This window comes from Bacteroides sp. D22 (assembly GCF_000163675.1).
Classification (GTDB): domain Bacteria; phylum Bacteroidota; class Bacteroidia; order Bacteroidales; family Bacteroidaceae; genus Bacteroides; species Bacteroides xylanisolvens.
Map to the genome: position 1 here is coordinate 1 of NZ_GG774835.1, position 19,931 is coordinate 19,931.

Here is a 19,931-nt window from a genome sequence, read left to right on the forward strand (position 1 = left end):
AAAAAAAGAAAGGCAGCATAATCTAACTAAAATAACAGGAAAAACAGGAGAGGTTTTAACTTCCCCTAAAAAAGACATGTACATAATGCATGGGTGGGAAGGAAAAAATAAGAATATGTAAACAATATTCTACAAAAAAGATAGAAGACTGGGAGAGTTGAACGAAAAAATCAAGAGAAAAGCTCACGTAAAGCAAAGCTTTTCTCTTGATTTTTTAGAAAGAGGAACATTTACTGAATATCCCTGCTTAGAAATACAAAAAAAGGCAACTAACTCGCAGTGAATTAGTTGCCTTATCTTTTTTATTTATTAAATGTCCCTTTTTAATCTGTTTAGCTTTTTGGGCCACTCCAAATTGTAGTAAGGGTGATTTTTCTTTTTAGGGACTTTTGGAACGACCTCTCTTACTTTTGTGGAAGTACCTCAATCCAGTAATCGTCCGGGTCATTGATGAAATAAAGCCCCATGGCCGTGTTCTCAAAACATACACAATTCATTTCTTTGTGATAAGCTCTGATTGCATCGTAATCGCCGGCTACACGAAAGCAGAGATGGCTTTCGTTTTCCCCCAGTTCGTATGGAGCAGTATGATCTTTCAACCACGTCAATTCCAGCAAGAAACCTGTTTCGTTATCAGTCAGGTAGACTAACGTGAACGAGCCGTCGGATGCTTCCTTCCGATGATGTTCTTTTAAGCCGAGTGCTTTTTCATAAAAAGCGATACTCCGCTCCAGATTAGTGACGTTGATATTAAAATGGTCAAATTTACTTTTTATTTCCATTGTTGCGATTTTCTTTATTTTTTCATTAAGAGCTTCACGATTTCTCCAACATACGTGCGCGGTTGTCCGGCTTGCGGAGTTGTCTGTGAAGGCATTTTCTTACATTCGATAACAGCCGAAGGTGTTGTTTGGTTTGGAGCGTACAATTTTAATGTATAGCTATCTGCCTTTTCTATTGCATCGTAAGCTTGATCGGGTGAAAGCGTGCAATAGGCAACTGCTTTTCCTGATTGATAACCAAGTGCGCCACCAGCATTTGCAGTCATATTGGTCATGTTGAACTCATCTTTTCCGATGCTGATTACTAATTTTCCGCTTCCCATCAAAGCATATACTTCACCCGGGATTTGTTTCAAATCAATTTCTATATAACCCGGCATATCAGCGGAAGCCTTGCCTGCAGGAGTAGCAGGAGTGAGAGTTGCAGCAGGAACAGTGGTTTGAGCAGGTTCGCCAGTTGTCACTTTTATATCAGTCTTTTTATCTGCGCCACCAATGACAATCGGACCTGCGGCTGCAACGATTGATGGAGTTTTTTGCTCTTCTTCTTTCTTCTTTTTCTCTGTTTTCGGACGGGTATCAGGTGCTCCGAAAGCTACCGCTACATCCATAAATATATCATCGGCGAAGTCTACGGTTTTTCTACGCCATTTAGCCAAGCCACGTACTAATTTAGTCTTAGCTTTATTGAGCGCATATTTATCAGTAATCCATTCTTCGGCTTTATATTTTTCTGTTTCACGATAAGTAAAACGGATTTTTTCAAGCTCTACCAGGCAGTTTCCGGGGTTGCAGGTAACGGTAATCTGATAGTTAACTAATGTACGGTCTAATGACAGGGCACTGGAGCTGAAAACAATCCATTCTTCTCCAATACCGGCAATTGTTCCTTTTGCTTCGTCGGAGAAAACAATGCGGCTATCGATGTTTTTATTCTCTTTCAGACGTTCATCCATCCACTTTGTCATTGTGTCGTAGATTTGTGCCTGACTCATTCCGGGAATCTGGAACTCTTTGGAAAATACTACTTTACCTTCTACTTCAGGAACGGCTCCTACAAGGTACCTGGTGTCATCTTTCTTCTCTTTTGCAGAATCTGCCTTCATTGCCATCGGCAATGCGAGAAACATAGTAAGAAACAGAATCGTAAATTTATTCATAATTATAATGTGTTTATTTGGTAATCTCAAAACTTTCGCCCCGACGGGTGATGCTGATAAAACGGCATCCTGCATTTTCTGCAAAACTACGAAGCGCATTTCCTCCTTCATAATCTTCACTGAAGTGCATGGGCACAAATATAGTAGTTTTTATTTGTTCGATGAACTGTTTTGCCCCTTTCATATAATCTTTTCCCATTCTCCGATCCACCGGGAATAGCACTAGATCGATGTTAGGCACTTTTTCTTTTAAATATTTAACTTCTGCAAGGAAATCACCATTGGCTTTTCGTATCTCTTCTTCGGTCGATTCTTCACTCCAATGCCAGTTGTTCAAGTCGCCGGCATGGAAGATACTCCAATCTTGTAAGTGAAGAAGGAGCGAACTGCCGACATCTGTTGATCCGAAGGCGTCGATGCGGATCGTGTCGTCTTCGTAGGTTTCTCCTTTTTTAATATAGAAAGCATCTTCGGCTTTGGCACGATGGGACTTCAGAATATCTTTGGAGAAGATGTATTGAATGTCGGGGCGTTGCTCTTTCCAAGTCAATATTTCACGGTTAAAGTGATCGGGATGGAAATGAGTGGCCAATACGTACAGTTTACCCGGCCTTTGCAGGAGATAATCATGCACGATTCCCCGGTTGTGTTCCGTTTCGGAAGAATCTTTGTAGTAATCGATGATAATGGTTACACCTTCCATTTCGATGGCGAAACCGCTGTGATAAATATAATCCAGTGTCATAGCTGACTATTTTATGGTTGCAATATTACGTATTCTCGTTGGAGTTGCCAAGAAAAATCGACGAAATCAAGGAGCAAGACGACTGATTTTCCATTCACCGTCCGGTTGTAGGGTGTATAGAAAGCGGTCGTGCAGTCGGTTGGGGCGTCCTTGCCAGAATTCAATCCTTGTAGGTGTGACGGCATATCCGCCCCAATTATCAGGTCTTTCCACTTCTTTTCCAATCCATCGGGCGGCTTCTCTGACGAAGGATCGTATCAATTGCATTCTGCTTGCTATCGGTTGACTTTGCGGAGAAATTCGTGCGCCAATCCGGCTTTTATAAGGACGCTTCCGGAAGTATTCATCCGATTCTTCCGGTGAAACTTTCGTCGCTATTCCTTCTATATGTATTTGTCTTTCGAGAGCGTGCCAGACAAAAGAGAGGGAGATAGATGGGTTTTGTGCCAATTGTTTGCCTTTGCGGCTTTCGTAATTGGTATAAAAGATAAATTTTCCATCATGGAGTCCTTTTAACAATACTGTACGTGTGGACGGTCTCCCTTCGGGGGATACAGTTCCTACAATGACCGCAGTCGGTTCGTCCACTTCTGCGTCAATCGCTTCTTGCAGCCAACGACTGAAAAGCGAAAGCGGGTCGCCGGGAAGTTCACTTTCCCGCAACCCGCCTTTCGTATATTCCTGTCGGATATCTGCTATGTTTAATTTCGCCATAAGATTATCTGGCAGCTTTAGTTTATTATTTTTAATGATGATATCACATAGGTACTTCTATTAATAGAATATGTGAGTCTTTCAATGTCTCCAGTTCAACGCTGTTCGTATCGTAAACACCCATGCCGTCACGGCGTTTCAACACTTCACCGTCTACTACTATTTCTCCTTCAATGAGGAAGATATAGACGCCTGCATGACTTTGATGCATGTGATAACCTAATTTCTTTCCGGCTTCTACTTTGCCGATGGAGAACCAGGTATCTTGCAAAAGGGAAGCAGGTGTGCTACCGTCGGGAGATACGATGACTGCCAGTTCGTTCGGACGCTCCAGTTCTGCAATGCTAAAATCCTGATAAACGGGACGGGTATTCCGTTCTCTCGGCATAATCCAAATTTGCAGGAATTCCACCGGTTCTACCGGACTTGCATTTACTTCACTATGGAAGATTCCTGTTCCCGCACTCATTGTCTGAATTTCTCCGACAGTAATAATGCGGCTGTTCTTCTTGCTGTCTCCATGTTGCAGATGTCCTTTCAGAGGAATGGAAATGATTTCCATATTCTTATGCGGGTGAGTCTGAAAACCTTGTCCGGGCGCAACCTTATCATCATTTAATACGCGAAGAGCACCAAAATTGATACGATCGGAGTCGAAGTACTCGTCAAAACTGAAAGTGTGATAACTATCCAGCCAATCATACTGGGAATGTCCTCTTGTATCTGCTTTATGTATTACTTTTTTCATAAAAACTGTCCTTTCTCTTATTTGTTTATATGTTTGGTAAACAAAGAAAGCGGCTTAAAAGTTTTATTTCTTCACTTCATTTAATAAAGGCTTGTGATTGATAAAATCTTTTATGTTTTGCAGGGTGGTTGCGGCAATATTCTCCATTGCTTCATGTGTGAAAAAAGCTTGATGAGAAGTGACGATTACATTGTTGAACGAGAGCAAACGGGCGAGTACATCATCGTCGATGATGCGGTCGGATTGATCTTCATAAAAGTATTCGCTTTCTTCCTCGTATACGTCCAGTCCTGCGGAACCTATTTTTTTGTTCTTCAGTCCTTCAATCAGTGCATTGGTATGAATCAGTTGCCCGCGACCGGTATTGATAATCATTACTCCGTCTTTCATTTTACTGATAGAGTAGTCGTTTATCAGGTATTTGGTCTCTTCAGTGAGCGGACAGTGTAAGGAGATAATATCCGAATTGTGGTATAGTTCGTCCAGTGAAGTATAAACTATTTGTTCTTGACGGGCGAAGTTGTAGTCCGGATAGAGGTCATAAGCCAGTACGTTCATTCCGAACCCTTTTAAGATGTGAATCAGTATTTTCGCTATTTTTCCTGTGCCGATGATACCTGCTGTTTTCCCGTGCATATCGAATCCCATCAGACCGTGCAGGGAGAAATTACCGTCTTTGGTACGCCAGGAGGCGCGGGGTATTTTGCGGTTTAGCGATAGCATAAGTGCTACCGTGTATTCTGCAACAGCATAGGGAGAATAAGCGGGAACCCGCACTACGGTGATTCCGGCAGCGGCGGCAGCATTTAAATCTACATTATTAAATCCGGCACAGCGTAATGCCAGTAGTTTCACTCCGTTTGCCGCCATCACACGGATTACTTCTGCGTCGGCAACGTCGTTCACAAAGATACAGACTGCATCCACTCCTTGTGTCAGTAGTACGTTGTTTTTATTCAGATGTCCTTTGTAATAGCGTATTTCAAATCCAAACTCTTTGTTTTTGTCATTGAAAGAGGACTCGTCATAAGGCTTTGTGCCGAAAAATGCAATTGTATAGGCCATAATAGTATTCTATAATTATATAGTATTAAACATCGGAACAGGTGGATTTGTTTGCTTTCTGTACAGTAGTAAATATAGATTGTTTCATTAGAAACAGTTTGTTTTTTCAATTAAAATGGGCAGGTAAATGAAAAAAAATGCACAAACATGTCTCTCGTGTGCAATAATATCGTATCTTTGCGCCCGAAATAATTAAAAAAAGATTTAGATGAGAAAAATTTCGTTGATTGGTCTTGCAATGTTGATCGTTTCAATTCCAACTTTTGCCGGAGATTATCTAACCAATACGAATCAGAATGCTGCTTTCTTGCGCATGATAGCCCGCGGCGCTTCCATTGATGTTGATGGAGTTTATAGTAATCCTGCCGGACTGGCATTTCTTCCCAAAGATGGTCTTCAAGTAGCGCTTACTATTCAAAGTGCATATCAGACTCGTGATATAGCTGCTACAAGTCCTTTATGGACTATGGATGGACAGACCACTGTGCGTAATTATGAAGGAAAAGCTTCTGCTCCCGTTATTCCTTCCATACATGCTGTATATAAAAAAGGTGACTGGGCATTTTCCGGTAGCTTTGCTATTGTTGGTGGTGGCGGAAAGGCTTCTTTTGATAATGGTTTGCCTATGTTTGATGCTGCTGCTATTAGTTTGGCAACTTCTGCGAGTGGGGGAATACTGAAACCTAATATGTACAATATTAATTCAGCTATGGAAGGTCGTCAGTATATTTACGGTTTCCAGTTAGGAGCAAGTTATAAGATTAATAAGCATTTTTCTGTTTTTGCCGGTGCTCGTATGAATTATTTTACAGGCGGGTATAAAGGTTATTTGAATATTGCTTTGAAAGATGGTGTGGCTCAACAATTAGGTGCTGCCATGGTACAACAAATCATGGCTGCTAATCCTGGTATGAGCTTGGAACAAGCAACTCAGGCAGCACAGGCGCAATCAGGACCTTTGCTTCAAAAACTTGATAATACAAAGATTGAGCTTGATTGTGACCAGACAGGTTGGGGGTTGACGCCTATTATTGGTGTAGATGCTAAATTTGGCAAATTGAATTTGGCGGCGAAGTATGAATTCAAAGCTAATATGAATATTGAGAATGATACGCATACGCGTGAGTTTCCAGATGCAGCGGCGGATTTTATGGCACCTTATGCGAATGGTGTGAATACACCAAGTGACCTTCCTTCTATGCTTTCTGTTGCAGCAAGTTATGAGTTTTTGCCTTCACTTCGGGCTTCAGTAGAATATCACTTCTTTGATGATAAGAATGCTGGTATGGCAGATGGCAAACAGAAAACATTGAAACATGGTACACACGAGTATTTGGCTGGTGTTGAGTGGGATATTAACAAATTATTCACTGTTAGTGGAGGTTATCAGAAAACAGACTACGGTTTGAGCGACGCTTTCCAATCAGATACAAGTTTTTCTTGTGACTCTTATTCAGTAGGTTTTGGAGGTCGTATCAATTTTACTCAGGCATTGAGCCTTGATGTAGCTTATTTCTGGACTACATATAGTGATTACACTAAAGAAAAACCACGTGGTTTAGAGGCAACATCGATGGCATCATTAGTGGATAAAGACGTTTACAGCCGTACTAATAAAGTATTTGGTGTGAGCGTGAACTATAAGTTCTAAATTTCTAGTCCTTTATATATAGAAAAGCCGTCTCGAACATGGTGTTGAGACGGCTTTTTGTTTTATTATGTCAGTTTAGAAAGAATACTGCACCAGCATATTCAACCGGTTGGCATGACGGGTTGCGGAACTGAAATCAGTGCGCCATCCTCTCAAATATTCAACGCCGACTTGCAGATTGCTGCTTACATTCCAGAAAGCATTGGCTACCAGATATTGTCCTTTACGATAGGATTCGGGATTCTCACTAGGGTATCCATTTTCAGAATAAAGTCTGGACAGACTGTATGTTCCGGATATAAAGATGCTCGGGCAAAGATTGTATTGCAATCCTGCATACCATCCCAGCATCGGAAGAACTTGCATTTTTCCTTCCTTGTCGGGATCGGGGACGATGTCTACGTTCAGGTTGCTTAAATCATTCAGGTAGGAACCGATACCTTTTCCATAATTAAATTGTCCGTATGCCTGCAATTTCTTGGTAATATTGAAGGTTGTAGAGGCTTGCAAACCGAAGCCGGTAGCAGAATAGGCTTTTTCATGCACATTGCTCGAATAAGTCATGCTGCGGATAATGGCTCCTAATTTAATATGGCTGTTGCTGTTCCAGTTGTACTGTACGGAAGTGGCAAAGTCAGGCATCCGTTGGGTGTTGATAGACAAATCATTGTTGGTTGTTCCGTCTACCGAAGGCATTTCCATAGAAACACCAAACTTCCAGTTTTTCAACTTATCACACATATAGCTTAATTGCGTAGTGCGGTAAAAGGCTGAACCGTTAGGCCCTGCAAAGTCGATAGTCGGAGGCAGTGCGGAGAGGTTCATGAACGAACCATAACTGTACCCGATAGTGAAACCTAGGAATTGCGCGTAAGCGTTTTGTAATTCGAAGGTCTTTCCATCGCCACGGAAGTTTCCGGCAGTGTAAACTACGAAGTCTCCCAAATGTTTGGTACGTCCTACCAATTTGAGGAACAGGGTGGAAGTGGTGATGTCCATCTGGAATTGGTTCTTTGCAAAATTGCCGCTTCCGCGTTGTGGTATCAATGCCGGATAGAAATCTACATCATTAACGATACCGTTAAAATCATACTCTGCCGTTGCACGAACGTACCCTCCGATACCGAGGGCGAATTTCCCTTTCTGGTCAGTGAGCAGGAAGCGGGGAGCATTGGGGTCGTGAAAGCGCATCTGTGAACGGTCGTTCATGATTCGGATGATTTCATCTCCTGCTTTGTTCTTCGAGACAAACATGATCGAGTTGGGTTCTTCATCTTCGATGATTACCTTCTTTTGCGCATGGGCACAGAGGGGGAAAATTCCTATCCCCAGTAGCATAGCTACCATTTTAAAGCTTGTTTTCATTATGAGTTAAGTTTTAGGTGAATGCCCAATCAACAACTAAAAAAAGAAATGGTTGAGAGGGGCAAAGGAAAAATTGCCAAACTAATCGGAAGAATTGCTATTTATAATGATTCTAAAAAAGCGGATCTTTGTATCGTACTAATTTAGATAAAAGAAATACGACGATGGAAAAAGTAGATTTTACGAAAGGAATATTAGCGATACAACCGGATTTGCATCGCTTCGCATATAAATTGACGGCAGATCGCGAATCTGCCAATGATTTGGTTCAGGATTGTTTGTTGCAGGCATTAGATAATCAGGAGAAGTTTACGTATAGCAAAAATCTGAAAGGATGGATGTATACGCTAATGCGTAATATTTTCGTGAATAACTATCGTCGTACAGTTCGCGAAATGAACTTGATTGATGATAGTTACTCCATCAATCAACAACATCTGATAGAAGATGAGGATGCTGACAGATTCGAATTTACATACGATATGAAACAGTTGTATAAGGTGATACATTCCATACCGGAAGAGATGAAAGTGCCTTTTCAGATGTTTGTAGCTGGATTTAAATATAGAGAAATTGCCGAGAAATTAGGATTGCCGATGGGAACGGTGAAGAGCCGTTTGTTTTTCATCCGTAAACGGTTGAAAGAGGAATTGAAAGATTTCTCTTCCTGATGCGCCTTTTTAATTGAGTGATGTGTTTTAAGGTCAAAGTGATGAGCCTTCCTGTCAGAATACGACGCTGATGGGAAGGCTCTTTTTTATTGTCAATCCAGTATTTCCTGTACTCTGTGTTTAGCCTTTTGGACAGTTACTTGTGCGGTATGGGCTGCTTCTATAGCTTTTTCTTTCACTGTAGTCGTCTGAAAAGGATTGTTCATAGAGAGTTTTCATTTTTTTTTAGTCATCCTTTCTTTTTAGTTTTATAATTCAGTGTTTTGATGCTGTTGAGGTAGGCTTGTTCTACGGGTGAAAGCGTGCGTACTTCCCACTTGCGATATTCTGTTTCAGCTTTATCCATAGCTTGTTCATGACTTATCATACCGGCATCCATCAATAGAACTTCTCCCGTAGAAGACAGTATGGCATCCAGATGTTTGATGTAATCGTTCATGTACATTGGACGGTGCTTGATAGCTTGTACTTCGGCAAAATCAAAATATCCGGAGACAAGGTTGTTCAGCACTTTGAGTTCTTCTGCGCTCAAGTAGTTCTTGGCTATCTTTGCATCGCGCAATGTCGGATGGTCGCCTTTAAAGGAAGTTAGTCCCATCATGTGTTGGTCGGCATCGGCTCGTTCATAAATAACTTCTGCAGCTGTATGTCCGTGGGCTGCAAAGTGTAGCTTATTCTGAACAATCTTGAAGAATTCAATAGATTGTTTGGCGTGGGGATCGTAATCTACGGCAGTAGCATAGATATCAAGCACTTGTCTATACATCACCTTTTCAGACGATCGGATGTCACGGATGCGGTCGAGTAACTCTTTCCAATAATAGCCTCCTCCCATCTGCTTCAATCGTTCATCATCCATGGTAAAGCCTTTGATGATATATTCTTTAAGGCGTGCCGTTGCCCATTGACGGAAGTGTGTGGCTTGAATTGAATTTATTCGGTAGCCTAAAGATATTATCATATCAAGATTGTAGTGAGGAATTTCTCTTTCAACCATGCGCGCTCCTTCTTGTCGAACCTGTCGGATTTTCCGACAGGTTGACTCTTCAACAAGTTCACCATCTTCATAAATGTGCTTAATATGTTCTACCACATTTGTTCGAGACGTTTGGTAAAGGTCGGCCATTTGCTGTTGGGATAGCCATACGGTATCTTCGTCCATCTGCACTTCTATGTGTGTCTGCCCGTCTTCACTTTGGTAGATGATGATATTGCTTTTATTTTCTTTTGCCATGATTTAGATATCGTTTCTTTAAATATAGTTTATAAGTTTAATCTTTGATACAAACATTAAGCTCTGTATTTGGCAAAGTTATGTCTTTTCAGTGAAATGTATGTCAATCATCGGATTTCTTTTGCTTTTTCATAGTTTTTCCTATACCTTTGCAGCGCAAAAGAATAAAAAGACATTTGATGCCGTGAATAGCGGTCGTGTATTCTAGAACACCACGTAAAAAACAGGAATTATGAAAGAAAAAGTATCTGTACCCTTTATGCTGCTGGGTATCCTTTTTAACGTTTGCCTTATTGCAGCCAATCTTCTTGAAACGAAAGTAATCCAGATCGGTAGTTTGACCGTGACAGCCGGATTATTGGTTTTTCCTATTTCTTATATTATAAATGACTGTATCGCCGAGGTTTGGGGATTCAAGAAAGCGCGCCTTATCATTTGGAGTGGTTTTGCTATGAACTTCTTTGTGGTCGCTCTTGGGTTGATAGCTGTTGCCATTCCTGCTGCTCCTTTTTGGGAAGGTGAAGAGCACTTTGATTTTGTGTTCGGTATGGCTCCACGTATTGTGGCTGCCAGTCTGATGGCCTTTTTGGTAGGCTCGTTTCTTAATGCGTATGTGATGAGTAAAATGAAAGTAGCCAGTCAGGGACGTAACTTTTCAGCCCGTGCCATTTGGTCGACTGTGGTGGGTGAGACTGCCGATTCATTGATTTTCTTCCCGGTAGCTTTTGGAGGTGTCATTGCTTGGAAAGAACTGCTTATCATGATGGGGATTCAGATTGTATTGAAATCCTTGTATGAGGTGATGATCCTCCCGGTAACGATCCGTGTGGTGAAAGCAATCAAGAAAATAGACGGTAGCGATGTTTACGACACGGACATCTCTTATAACGTATTGAAAGTCAAAGATATTTAATATAGAATATGAATAGAGAAGCAGCATTGGTTGTGTTTAGTGGTGGGCAGGATTCTACCACTTGCTTGTTTTGGGCAAAACGCAATTTTAAGAAAGTATATGCCTTGAGTTTTCTGTATGGTCAGAAGCATCAGAAAGAAGTGGAACTTGCGCGGGAGATAGCCCGGAAAGCGGAAGTGGAATTTGATGTGATGGATGTTTCTTTCATCGGACAGTTAGGCCATAATTCATTGACCGATACTACCATGGTGATGGATCAGGAAAAGCCGGCAGATAGTGTTCCCAATACATTTGTTCCGGGACGTAACCTGTTCTTTTTGAGTATTGCGGCTGTGTATGCCCGTGAACGTGGTATTAATCATTTGGTAACGGGAGTTTCCCAAACGGATTTCAGCGGTTATCCCGATTGTAGGGATGCGTTTATCAAGTCTCTCAATGTGACTCTCAATTTGGCTATGGATGAACAGTTTGTGATTCATACTCCTTTGATGTGGATTGATAAAGCAGAGACATGGGCGTTAGCCGACGAATTGGGAGTACTGGAACTGATTCGTACCGAGACTTTGACATGCTATAATGGTGTTCAAGGAGATGGCTGCGGACATTGCCCGGCTTGTACGTTACGACGGGAAGGATTGGAGAAGTATTTAAAAAGTAAGAATCAATAATATCTCTACATAGAGATTAAAATGCATTTTTTTGCTGTCATCTGTCACATTGTTGTTGTTAAACGGTTGATTATAAAATAAATAGTTTGTGACAGCAAGTGGTGACAGCAACAAAACTTGATATTTTGCCGTCACATCTATTGTCACCGGTAAGTTTCAATTAATAGAAGATAGTAGCTTCTGCCTGGAATGTATTGGCTTAGTTTAGTTTCAGCAGCTTGAAACTAAAGTTCCAACGGTAGGAAACTAGAGTTTCAACGGTGGGAAACTAAAGTTTCTGTTACTTGAAACTATTAGTTCCAAGGCGTGAAACACTTGGTTCCTCGGTGTGAAACACTTGGTTTCTCTACGGGAAACAGTTTGTTTCAGGTAATGAAACAAACTGTAACAAGTAAGCTGCGGATAAAGCAACCGTGGGTTAAGGGTTGATGGTGATAGGTGATAGATGCGGTGATAGGTTGTAAAACGAATCTTTCACCACTGAAACATCGATGAATAGAGCGTTTGAGATTGGCCGGTGATAGGTGAAAGAGGAAATGTGTTTTTTTATCTAGAATAGGGGTTGTAGTTAACGAGTACAATGACAGAATTAAAAGACCAACTTTCTTTATTAGGAAGAAAGACCGAGTATAAGCAAGATTATGCTCCTGAAGTATTGGAAGCTTTTGATAATAAGCATCCTGAAAATGACTATTGGGTACGTTTTAACTGCCCGGAATTTACAAGTCTGTGTCCTATCACAGGGCAACCGGATTTTGCTGAAATACGTATCAGCTACATTCCTGATATAAAAATGGTAGAAAGCAAAAGTTTGAAATTGTATCTTTTCAGTTTCCGCAGTCATGGTGCTTTTCATGAGGACTGCGTAAATATCATTATGAAGGATCTTATAAAACTTATGAATCCCAAATATATTGAAGTAACAGGTATCTTTACTCCTCGTGGCGGTATTTCTATCTATCCATACGCCAATTACGGTCGTCCGGGAACAAAATTCGAGCAGATGGCGGAACATCGCTTGATGAATCGGGAATAAATGAATCGGGAATAATAGTAAAGATATAAAAACTCATTAGCTAAAAATATCGAATATGACTCATCATGTGCCCGCTGATTTGCAAAGCTATGTTTGCCAAAGTATTATCCCTCAATATGCCAACTTTGATAAAGCGCATCAAATCGATCATGTAGAAAAAGTGATTGAGGAAAGTCTGAAACTAGCGATGCATTATGAAGTCGATTATTCGATGGTTTACATCATTGCTGCTTATCATGACCTGGGGTTGTATGAAGGACGTGAATTTCATCATATAGCCTCCGGTAAAGTTTTGTTAGCTGATGAAACTTTACGTCGTTGGTTTACCGAAGAACAACTGTTGCAAATGAAAGAAGCGATAGAAGATCATCGGGCTTCCAACAAACAGGCTCCCAGAACAATCTATGGAATGATTGTTGCCGAGGCTGACCGAATTATAGATCCCGAAATAACTTTGCGTCGTACCGTTCAATATGGGTTATCCCATTATCCGGAAATGGATAAAGAGGGGCAATATGCCCGCTTTCGGAAACATCTTACTGATAAATATGCAGAAGGAGGGTATCTGAAACTATGGATACCCCAATCGGATAATGCAGGTCGGTTGGCGGAACTTCGAAATTTGATTGCTAATGAGGACGAACTGATTAAGGTATTTGATAAGTTGTATTCAGATGAATTAGGATAGACTATCCTGATATTTTTTTTACTCTACATTTATCGGGTTGTAGCTTACAAAGAAACTATTTATTTCAGAGTAGCCAAATAGGCTACTCCTTTTAACACTATATTGGGAATACTTTATTCGTGATGATACGGCCCTCCATTCAATATCGTCATTGCCCGATAAATCTGCTCCACGAATATCAACCGAATCATTTGATGAGAAAAAGTCATCTTCGACATTGAAATCTTTTCGTGTGCTGCCTGATACACTTTTTCTGAAAAGCCATAAGGACCTCCGATAATGAACACCAATCGTTTGTTTACCGTATTCATTTTCCGTTTCATATATTCGGCAAACTCAAGAGAACGCATTTCTTTTCCATGCTCATCGAGCAGCACCACGATGTCACCCGGTTGAAGAGCTTTCAGTATCAGTTCTCCTTCCTTTTCTTTCTGTACTTCCATTGAAAGACTCTTCGTGTTTTTCAGTTCGGGAATCACTTCCATATCAAAAGTGATATAGCGTTTGGTGCGCTGGATATAGTCGTTGATGGCAGTGATATAGTGTTGTTCTACGGTTCGTCCTACGACGAGCAGGGTTGTTTTCATACGTCTACAATTCTGATTATTGCACAAAAATAGGCATTTTTTATGTTATTCTGCAATTAATGCTTACCTTTGCCTATCATTAGTTGAAAGTTTAAGCCTTTAAACTTCAACTTAAAAGCTTGTAATTATGAAAAAACGAGTGCTCGTAGGAATGACCGCATTGCTTCTTTCCCTCTCGTTGCTAATGGCGCAAGAGATACCGGCAGGAGTGATTACGGCATTTAAAAGAGGAAGCTCGCAAGAGCTAAGTAAGTATATGGGGGACAAGGTAAACCTGGTGCTCCAAGGTCGCTCGACAAACGTTGACAAACAGAAAGCAACAGCTATGATGCAGGAATTCTTTACGAAGAATAAAGTCAGCGGATTTAATGTGAACCATCAGGGAAAACGGGACGAATCAAGTTTCGTTATCGGCACGTTGGCTACTACTAATGGGAACTTTCGTGTGAACTGTTTCCTGAAGAAAGTGCAGAATCAATATTTAATACATCAAATAAGAATTGACAAGATCAATGAATAAGGAAAAAGAACTGATCGACAAGTTGATCGATCTTGCTTTTGCAGAAGATATAGGTGATGGCGATCATACCACCCTTTCATGTATTCCCGCTACGGCAATGGGAAAATCAAAATTGCTTATCAAAGAAGCCGGCGTATTGGCAGGTATCGAAGTTGCCAAAGAAATCTTCAACCGCTTCGACCCCACTATGAAAGTGGAAGTGTTTATCAACGACGGAACAGAAGTGAAACCGGGCGACGTAGCAATGGTAGTGGAAGGGAAAGTGCAATCTTTGCTTCAGACCGAACGCCTGATGTTGAACGTGATGCAGCGTATGAGCGGCATCGCAACCATGACCCGCAAATACGCAAAGGTATTGGAAGGAACAAATACCCGTGTGCTCGACACCCGTAAGACAACTCCCGGTATGCGCATCCTCGAAAAAATGGCAGTGAAAATCGGTGGTGGAGTAAACCATCGTATTGGTTTGTTCGACATGATTCTTCTGAAAGACAACCACGTAGACTTTGCCGGAGGTATCGACAAAGCCATCACTCGCGCTAAAGATTATTGCAAGGAAAAAGGCAAAGACCTGAAAATAGAAATAGAAGTCCGCAGCTTCGACGAACTGCAACAAGTTCTTGACCTCGGCGGAGTGGATCGTATCATGTTTGATAACTTCACTCCCGAAATGACTAAGAAAGCAGTGGAGATGGTAGCAGGCAAATACGAAACCGAATCTTCGGGCGGCATTACCTTTGATACCCTCCGTGACTATGCCGAATGTGGCGTAGACTTCATTTCGGTAGGGGCTTTGACTCATTCAGTGAAAGGACTGGATATGAGTTTCAAAGCGTGCTGATTTTTTTTCACCACAGAGGACGCAGAGTACACAGAGGTTTTAAACTTACTTTATAGGAAGAATTTCCTATCATTGTTCCTCTGTGTACTCTGCGTCCTCTGTGGTGAACTCTCTTCTATTCTTTAACTTCTTTTAGCGATATTTCTTGCAGCATTCCTCAAACTCTTGCGTCTAATGAGTAAAACGACGCAGACATACGTTCGATTTTAAAAAAAAGTAATTGACTTTGGAAAACGAGATAGAACTGATAAAGGGCTGTCGGGCAGGAAAGGATTCAGCCCGAAAGGAACTTTACACCCTCTATTCCAAACAGATGCTGGCGGTATGTTTCCGCTATACGGGCGATATGGATGCGGCGCACGATGTACTGCATGACGGTTTCATCAAGATTTTTACCAACTTCTCGTTTCGGGGCGAGTCTTCGCTCTGTACATGGATCACCCGGGTGATGGTTACTCAATCACTCGATTTCTTGCGGCGGGAGAAACGAGTCAGCCAGTTGGTAGTGCATGAAGAGCAGCTTCCCGATATACCGGATATATCGGACTCGGGAGGAGGGGCTGGAATCTCCGAAGAGCAATTGATGGCTTTTATTGCCGAATTGCCGGATGGTTGCCGAACCGTTTTCAACCTTTATGTGTTTGAAGAGAAATCGCACAAGGAGATAGCCAAGATGCTTCACATTAAGGAACATTCGTCTACTTCGCAGTTGCACCGGGCCAAGTATTTGTTAGCAAAAAGAATCAAAGAGTATAGGAATCATGAAGAAAGAAAATGATGAAATAACCGATCTGTTTCGCACGCGTCTCGCTGATGCAGGGATGAGTGTACGGGATGGCTTTTGGGAAGAGCTCTCGCAGGAAATACCTGTGGCTTGCCAGCATCGCCGTCGGATTCTGCTCTTCCGTGTGGCGGCTGCGGCATCTGTATTGCTCGTTTTGGCGGCCTCGTCGGCTACTTTCTTGTATTTCTCTCCCAAAGAAGAAATGGAAGAAGCATTTACAAAGATAGCCGTGACAAATGGAGGGCAGATGGATGGAGATGGAATACGCGTCAATCAGTTACCGTTGCCGGTAGAACCGGTGTTGCCGAAACCGGCTCCAAAGTCTTACGGTATGCTGTCACAATACACAGAGGAAGAAGATTCGCTTTCTATCACTTTCTCCATGTCGTTTTCTTTTTCTGCCACCACTTCTACAGGAAATGGCAACCGATATGGTAATCAAGGGAATAACGGCTTTTGGCAGGCAACAAACGGTGATACGGAATCATCTGTTGCTCCGGAAGAACAATCGAATGTGAATGTGGCTCGACCCAAAGCGGTGAAAAAGCATCGCTGGGCGATGAAAGTTCAGGTAGGCACGGCGCTTCCGGCTGATAATGGTACTTATAAAATGCCGGTTTCCGCAGGGGTAACGGTAGAGCGTAAACTAAACGAATCTCTCGGAATAGAAACCGGACTGCTTTATTCAAACCTTCGTTCAGCGGGGCAGCATTTGCACTATCTGGGTATCCCCGTTAAAGTAAATATGACACTGGTAGATACGAAGAAATTTGACCTTTACGCTACCGTAGGCGGAATAGCCGATAAATGTATCGCCGGCGCGCCGGACAACAGTTTTAAAGAAGAACCTATCCAACTGGCAGTGACTGCCGGCATTGGAATCAATTATAAGATTAATGACCGACTTGCTGTTTTTGCCGAACCCGGAGTTTCGCATCATTTCAAAACAGATTCGAAACTGGCTACGGTACGAACGAAACGGCCGACTAATTTTAATTTACTTTGCGGACTTCGCATGACGTATTAATCCTTATGAAAATGAAAAAAACACTACTAATGCTGTGGATGGCTGTTTGCCTGATCGTATCTTTTACAGGATGCACCAGCGAAGAAATGGATTATAACAATCCGGATGTTGCCCTTTTTGTGAAACAATTGAAGTCGGGTACGTACAAGATGAAGAATGATAAAGGGGTGGTGGAGGTCCCTCATTTTACGGAAGAGGACATCCCTGAACTTTTAAAATATGCAGAAGATCTGACTATTATTCCTTCTTTTCCGTCGGTTTATAATATGAACAACGGTAAGATTCGGTTGGGCGAGTGTATGCTTTGGGTGATTGAGTATATCCGCCAGGGCACACCGCCGTCATTAGGTTGCAAAATGGTATTGGCGAATGCTGAAAATTATGAAGCAATTTATTTCCTGACTGATGAGGAGGTGCTCGATGCAGCCGCTTGTTATCGTAGTTGGTGGGAAGAGCGCCAATATCCGAAAACAAGATGGACGATTGATCCGTGCTACGATGAGCCGCTTTGTGGATCGGGTTATCGTTGGTGGTAACAAAGGAGGAGCCTTCGGAAAGTAAAAAATAGGAAACATTCATGTGGGAACGTTTGTTTGTATCAGTAGTCTTATGCTGCTGACAGGGGATTACTACGCTCAAAAGACCGCTTCTCGTAGGAGAATATAGGTGGTAACGTAAGGGAGAAAAGTATGTGCATTAGTGTATATGAAGTGCTCCAAAATAACAGGTAATGAAAGAGGATAGAGGATGGATAGATTGAAACGGTTTATTGCAACGATGGTACTGTGCCTGACGGCTTTATTTGCATATTCGCAAGTATGGACGGCGCAAGACTCTTTGCATTTGAAGAAATTGCTGGAGAGTGACCAGGAGTTGCATTTGAATATGGATGCTGTAAAGTCGATTGATTTCGGAACTGCGGTTGGTACTCCCCGAATGTCGGAGGAGAAAAGCTGGATGATGCCTGATGAATCGCTTCCTGAAGCATTGCCTAAACCGAAAGTGGTGTTGAGTTTGATGCCATATAAAGCGAATACCCGTTATAACTGGGACCCTATCTATCAGAAGAAGATAAAGATTGATAAAAACACTTGGCGGGGAGATCCTTTCTATGAGATACGCCATCAAAGATCCTACTCGAACTGGGCACGTAATCCGATGGCGAAAGGGGTGCGTAAATCTTTGGATGAGATACAGGCGAGTGGAGTACGTTTCCGACAGTTGAGCGAACGTGCCAATGGAATGATGGTGAACACGGTAGTGATGGACGCACCTATTCCCTTGTTTGGTGGAAGTGGGGTATATATCAATGGCGGAACGGTCGGCGGACTTGACCTGATGGCTGTCTTTACCAAAGAGTTCTGGAATAAGAAAGGCAGAGATAACCGCGCCCGCACATTGGAGGTTTTGAGAACTTATGGAGATTCTACAACTGTGTTGATAAATAAACCGATCGAACAGATTGCACGCTGAAGACGTTATAATGATGTGTTGATGTAACAATGTGTAATGTACTGACTTGAGAGTGTTTGTAATTGAATAATTAGTATATTTGTGTATTGTTATGTTGGCGCATTGTTATATAACTCTGTCGTTTTCATTGGTATTTTGGCATATTAAAACATAGATAAATAATTAATTATGAATAGAATTACTTCCCTTCTGGGTATTCAATATCCTATTATTCAAGGTGGTATGGTGTGGTGTAGCGGTTGGCGTCTTGCTTCTGCCGTGAGCAATGCCGGCGGATTGGGATTGATCGGCACCGGTTCTATGCATCCGGACACTTTACGTGAACATATCCGTAAATGTAATGCGGCCACAAAATTTCCCTTTGGAGTGAATATCCCTTTGATGTATCCCCAAATAGAAGAGATTATGAATATTGTAGTGGAAGAGGGGGTGAAGATTGTTTTTACCTCTGCCGGAAATCCGAAAACGTGGACCGGATGGTTGAAGGAGCGTGGAATAACAGTTGTTCATGTCGTTTCATCTTCTCGTTTTGCTATGAAATGTGAAGAAGCCGGGGTGGATGCAGTAGTAGCTGAAGGTTTCGAAGCCGGAGGGCATAATGGACGGGAGGAAACAACGACTTTCTGTTTGATTCCTGCTGTGCATGAGGCTACCACATTGCCTTTGATAGCCGCGGGAGGTATTGGTACAGGAGAAGGAATACTGGCTGCTATGGTGTTGGGGGCGGAAGGTGTGCAAATAGGAACACGTTTTGCGCTGACTGAAGAGAGTTCTGCGAGTCCGGTATTTAAAGATTATTGTTTGAGTCTCGGTGAAGGGGATACTAAGTTGTTGTTGAAAAAGCTGGCTCCGACACGATTGGTAAAGAATGCTTTTCGTGAAGCGGTGGAGAAGGCTGAAGATAGTGGTGCAACTTCCGAGGAATTAAGAACTTTGCTCGGACGCGGACGTGCTAAGAAAGGTATCTTCGAAGGTGACTTGGAAGAAGGTGAACTGGAAATAGGTCAGGTCTCGGCAATAATATCCCGTCAACAGTCGGTGGCAGAGGTGATGAATGAATTGGTTGAATCTTATCGGCAAGCTGTGGAGAAAAAATATTTGTTTGAACGATAAATGATAATTTTGCGGAGTGCCCTGAAAGGGCTTAATTATATAGCGTAGGGCAACGCCCTACGAAAAAACACACCAGCCACAAGCCCTGAAAGGGCGGAACTGTATACAATTATGCCCTTTCAGGGCGCAAATTCAGATTGTCGTTT

General features: G+C 42.1%; 22 protein-coding genes. 13 read left to right on the top strand and 9 right to left on the bottom strand.

Features of this window, described 5'->3' with window-relative positions:
* Positions 1–404: 404 nt before the first annotated feature.
* The 6 genes from HMPREF0106_RS00865 to HMPREF0106_RS00840 form a co-directional block, all read right to left on the bottom strand.
* Positions 405–782: a VOC family protein gene (locus HMPREF0106_RS00865; RefSeq protein ID WP_008025806.1), complete on the bottom strand. Its 378-nt coding sequence runs from the start codon at positions 780–782 to the stop codon at positions 405–407.
* A gap of 14 nt (positions 783–796) precedes the next feature.
* A complete protein-coding gene (locus HMPREF0106_RS00860; protein ID WP_009041223.1) occupies positions 797–1,942 on the bottom strand; it encodes a DUF4468 domain-containing protein in 1,146 nt (381 codons plus the stop codon).
* Between the two features lie 13 nt (positions 1,943–1,955).
* Complete coding sequence (locus tag HMPREF0106_RS00855; RefSeq protein ID WP_009041224.1) at positions 1,956–2,687, bottom strand: MBL fold metallo-hydrolase; 732 nt, start codon at positions 2,685–2,687, stop codon at positions 1,956–1,958.
* Between the two features lie 66 nt (positions 2,688–2,753).
* Positions 2,754–3,401, bottom strand: a complete 648-nt coding sequence (gene pdxH / locus HMPREF0106_RS00850) for a pyridoxamine 5'-phosphate oxidase (RefSeq protein ID WP_008025801.1) — start codon at positions 3,399–3,401, stop codon at positions 2,754–2,756.
* A gap of 43 nt (positions 3,402–3,444) precedes the next feature.
* On the bottom strand, positions 3,445–4,149 hold the full coding sequence (locus HMPREF0106_RS00845) for a pirin family protein (RefSeq protein ID WP_004314524.1): 705 nt from the start codon (positions 4,147–4,149) through the stop codon (positions 3,445–3,447).
* A gap of 63 nt (positions 4,150–4,212) precedes the next feature.
* Positions 4,213–5,214, bottom strand: coding sequence for a 2-hydroxyacid dehydrogenase (locus HMPREF0106_RS00840; RefSeq protein ID WP_008025799.1), 1,002 nt, complete (start codon positions 5,212–5,214; stop codon positions 4,213–4,215).
* A gap of 208 nt (positions 5,215–5,422) precedes the next feature.
* On the opposite strand from HMPREF0106_RS00840, the gene HMPREF0106_RS00835 reads away from it, so the two are divergent.
* Positions 5,423–6,865, top strand: coding sequence for an OmpP1/FadL family transporter (locus tag HMPREF0106_RS00835; RefSeq protein ID WP_009041225.1), 1,443 nt, complete (start codon positions 5,423–5,425; stop codon positions 6,863–6,865).
* A 75-nt stretch (positions 6,866–6,940) separates the two neighbouring features.
* Here HMPREF0106_RS00835 and HMPREF0106_RS00830 read toward each other — a convergent pair whose 3' ends face one another.
* Entirely contained in the window at positions 6,941–8,230 is a 1,290-nt protein-coding gene (locus HMPREF0106_RS00830) for a DcaP family trimeric outer membrane transporter (protein ID WP_009041226.1), read from the bottom strand.
* Between the two features lie 164 nt (positions 8,231–8,394).
* On the opposite strand from HMPREF0106_RS00830, the gene HMPREF0106_RS00825 reads away from it, so the two are divergent.
* A complete protein-coding gene (locus HMPREF0106_RS00825) occupies positions 8,395–8,901 on the top strand; it encodes an RNA polymerase sigma factor (protein WP_032851668.1) in 507 nt (168 codons plus the stop codon).
* Between the two features lie 229 nt (positions 8,902–9,130).
* On the opposite strand, the gene HMPREF0106_RS00820 is transcribed toward HMPREF0106_RS00825, so the two are convergent.
* The gene (locus HMPREF0106_RS00820) at positions 9,131–10,135 is read right to left on the bottom strand and encodes a virulence RhuM family protein (RefSeq protein WP_009041228.1); all 1,005 of its coding nucleotides are present in this window, start codon (positions 10,133–10,135) and stop codon (positions 9,131–9,133) included.
* A 232-nt stretch (positions 10,136–10,367) separates the two neighbouring features.
* On the opposite strand from HMPREF0106_RS00820, the gene HMPREF0106_RS00815 reads away from it, so the two are divergent.
* The 4 genes from HMPREF0106_RS00815 (at position 10,368) to HMPREF0106_RS00800 (ending at position 13,440) form a co-directional block, all read left to right on the top strand.
* On the top strand, positions 10,368–11,048 hold the full coding sequence (locus tag HMPREF0106_RS00815; RefSeq protein ID WP_004311352.1) for a queuosine precursor transporter: 681 nt from the start codon (positions 10,368–10,370) through the stop codon (positions 11,046–11,048).
* 8 nt (positions 11,049–11,056) lie between these two features.
* Positions 11,057–11,716, top strand: a complete 660-nt coding sequence (gene queC, locus HMPREF0106_RS00810) for a 7-cyano-7-deazaguanine synthase QueC (RefSeq protein ID WP_004300765.1) — start codon at positions 11,057–11,059, stop codon at positions 11,714–11,716.
* A 580-nt stretch (positions 11,717–12,296) separates the two neighbouring features.
* Positions 12,297–12,752, top strand: coding sequence for a preQ(1) synthase (queF, locus tag HMPREF0106_RS00805; RefSeq protein ID WP_008644607.1), 456 nt, complete (start codon positions 12,297–12,299; stop codon positions 12,750–12,752).
* Positions 12,753–12,807: 55 nt separating this feature from the next.
* On the top strand, positions 12,808–13,440 hold the full coding sequence (locus HMPREF0106_RS00800) for an HD domain-containing protein (RefSeq protein WP_009041230.1): 633 nt from the start codon (positions 12,808–12,810) through the stop codon (positions 13,438–13,440).
* A gap of 113 nt (positions 13,441–13,553) precedes the next feature.
* On the opposite strand, the gene rlmH is transcribed toward HMPREF0106_RS00800, so the two are convergent.
* The gene (gene rlmH, locus HMPREF0106_RS00795; RefSeq protein WP_009041231.1) at positions 13,554–14,027 is read right to left on the bottom strand and encodes a 23S rRNA (pseudouridine(1915)-N(3))-methyltransferase RlmH; all 474 of its coding nucleotides are present in this window, start codon (positions 14,025–14,027) and stop codon (positions 13,554–13,556) included.
* Between the two features lie 127 nt (positions 14,028–14,154).
* Here rlmH and HMPREF0106_RS00790 point away from each other — a divergent pair, with 127 nt between their 5' ends.
* From HMPREF0106_RS00790 to HMPREF0106_RS00760, 7 genes are all read left to right on the top strand, one after another.
* Positions 14,155–14,547: a DUF4783 domain-containing protein gene (locus tag HMPREF0106_RS00790; protein ID WP_008025787.1), complete on the top strand. Its 393-nt coding sequence runs from the start codon at positions 14,155–14,157 to the stop codon at positions 14,545–14,547.
* Entirely contained in the window at positions 14,540–15,388 is an 849-nt protein-coding gene (gene nadC / locus HMPREF0106_RS00785) for a carboxylating nicotinate-nucleotide diphosphorylase (protein ID WP_009041232.1), read from the top strand. Before HMPREF0106_RS00790 ends, nadC begins: the two co-directional genes overlap by 8 nt.
* A 226-nt stretch (positions 15,389–15,614) precedes the next feature.
* Positions 15,615–16,166, top strand: coding sequence for an RNA polymerase sigma factor (locus HMPREF0106_RS00780; RefSeq protein ID WP_004300758.1), 552 nt, complete (start codon positions 15,615–15,617; stop codon positions 16,164–16,166).
* Positions 16,150–17,199 (top strand): outer membrane beta-barrel protein, encoded by a 1,050-nt coding sequence (locus HMPREF0106_RS00775; protein ID WP_009041233.1) that lies wholly within the window; start codon positions 16,150–16,152, stop codon positions 17,197–17,199. The genes HMPREF0106_RS00780 and HMPREF0106_RS00775 overlap by 17 nt, the downstream gene beginning before the upstream one ends.
* 11 nt (positions 17,200–17,210) lie before the next feature.
* Positions 17,211–17,735, top strand: a complete 525-nt coding sequence (locus HMPREF0106_RS00770; protein ID WP_032851670.1) for a DUF4943 family protein — start codon at positions 17,211–17,213, stop codon at positions 17,733–17,735.
* A gap of 211 nt (positions 17,736–17,946) precedes the next feature.
* Entirely contained in the window at positions 17,947–18,672 is a 726-nt protein-coding gene (locus HMPREF0106_RS00765; protein ID WP_004314511.1) for a DUF4858 domain-containing protein, read from the top strand.
* A 168-nt stretch (positions 18,673–18,840) separates the two neighbouring features.
* A complete protein-coding gene (locus HMPREF0106_RS00760; RefSeq protein ID WP_009041235.1) occupies positions 18,841–19,785 on the top strand; it encodes an NAD(P)H-dependent flavin oxidoreductase in 945 nt (314 codons plus the stop codon).
* Positions 19,786–19,931: the final 146 nt, after the last annotated feature.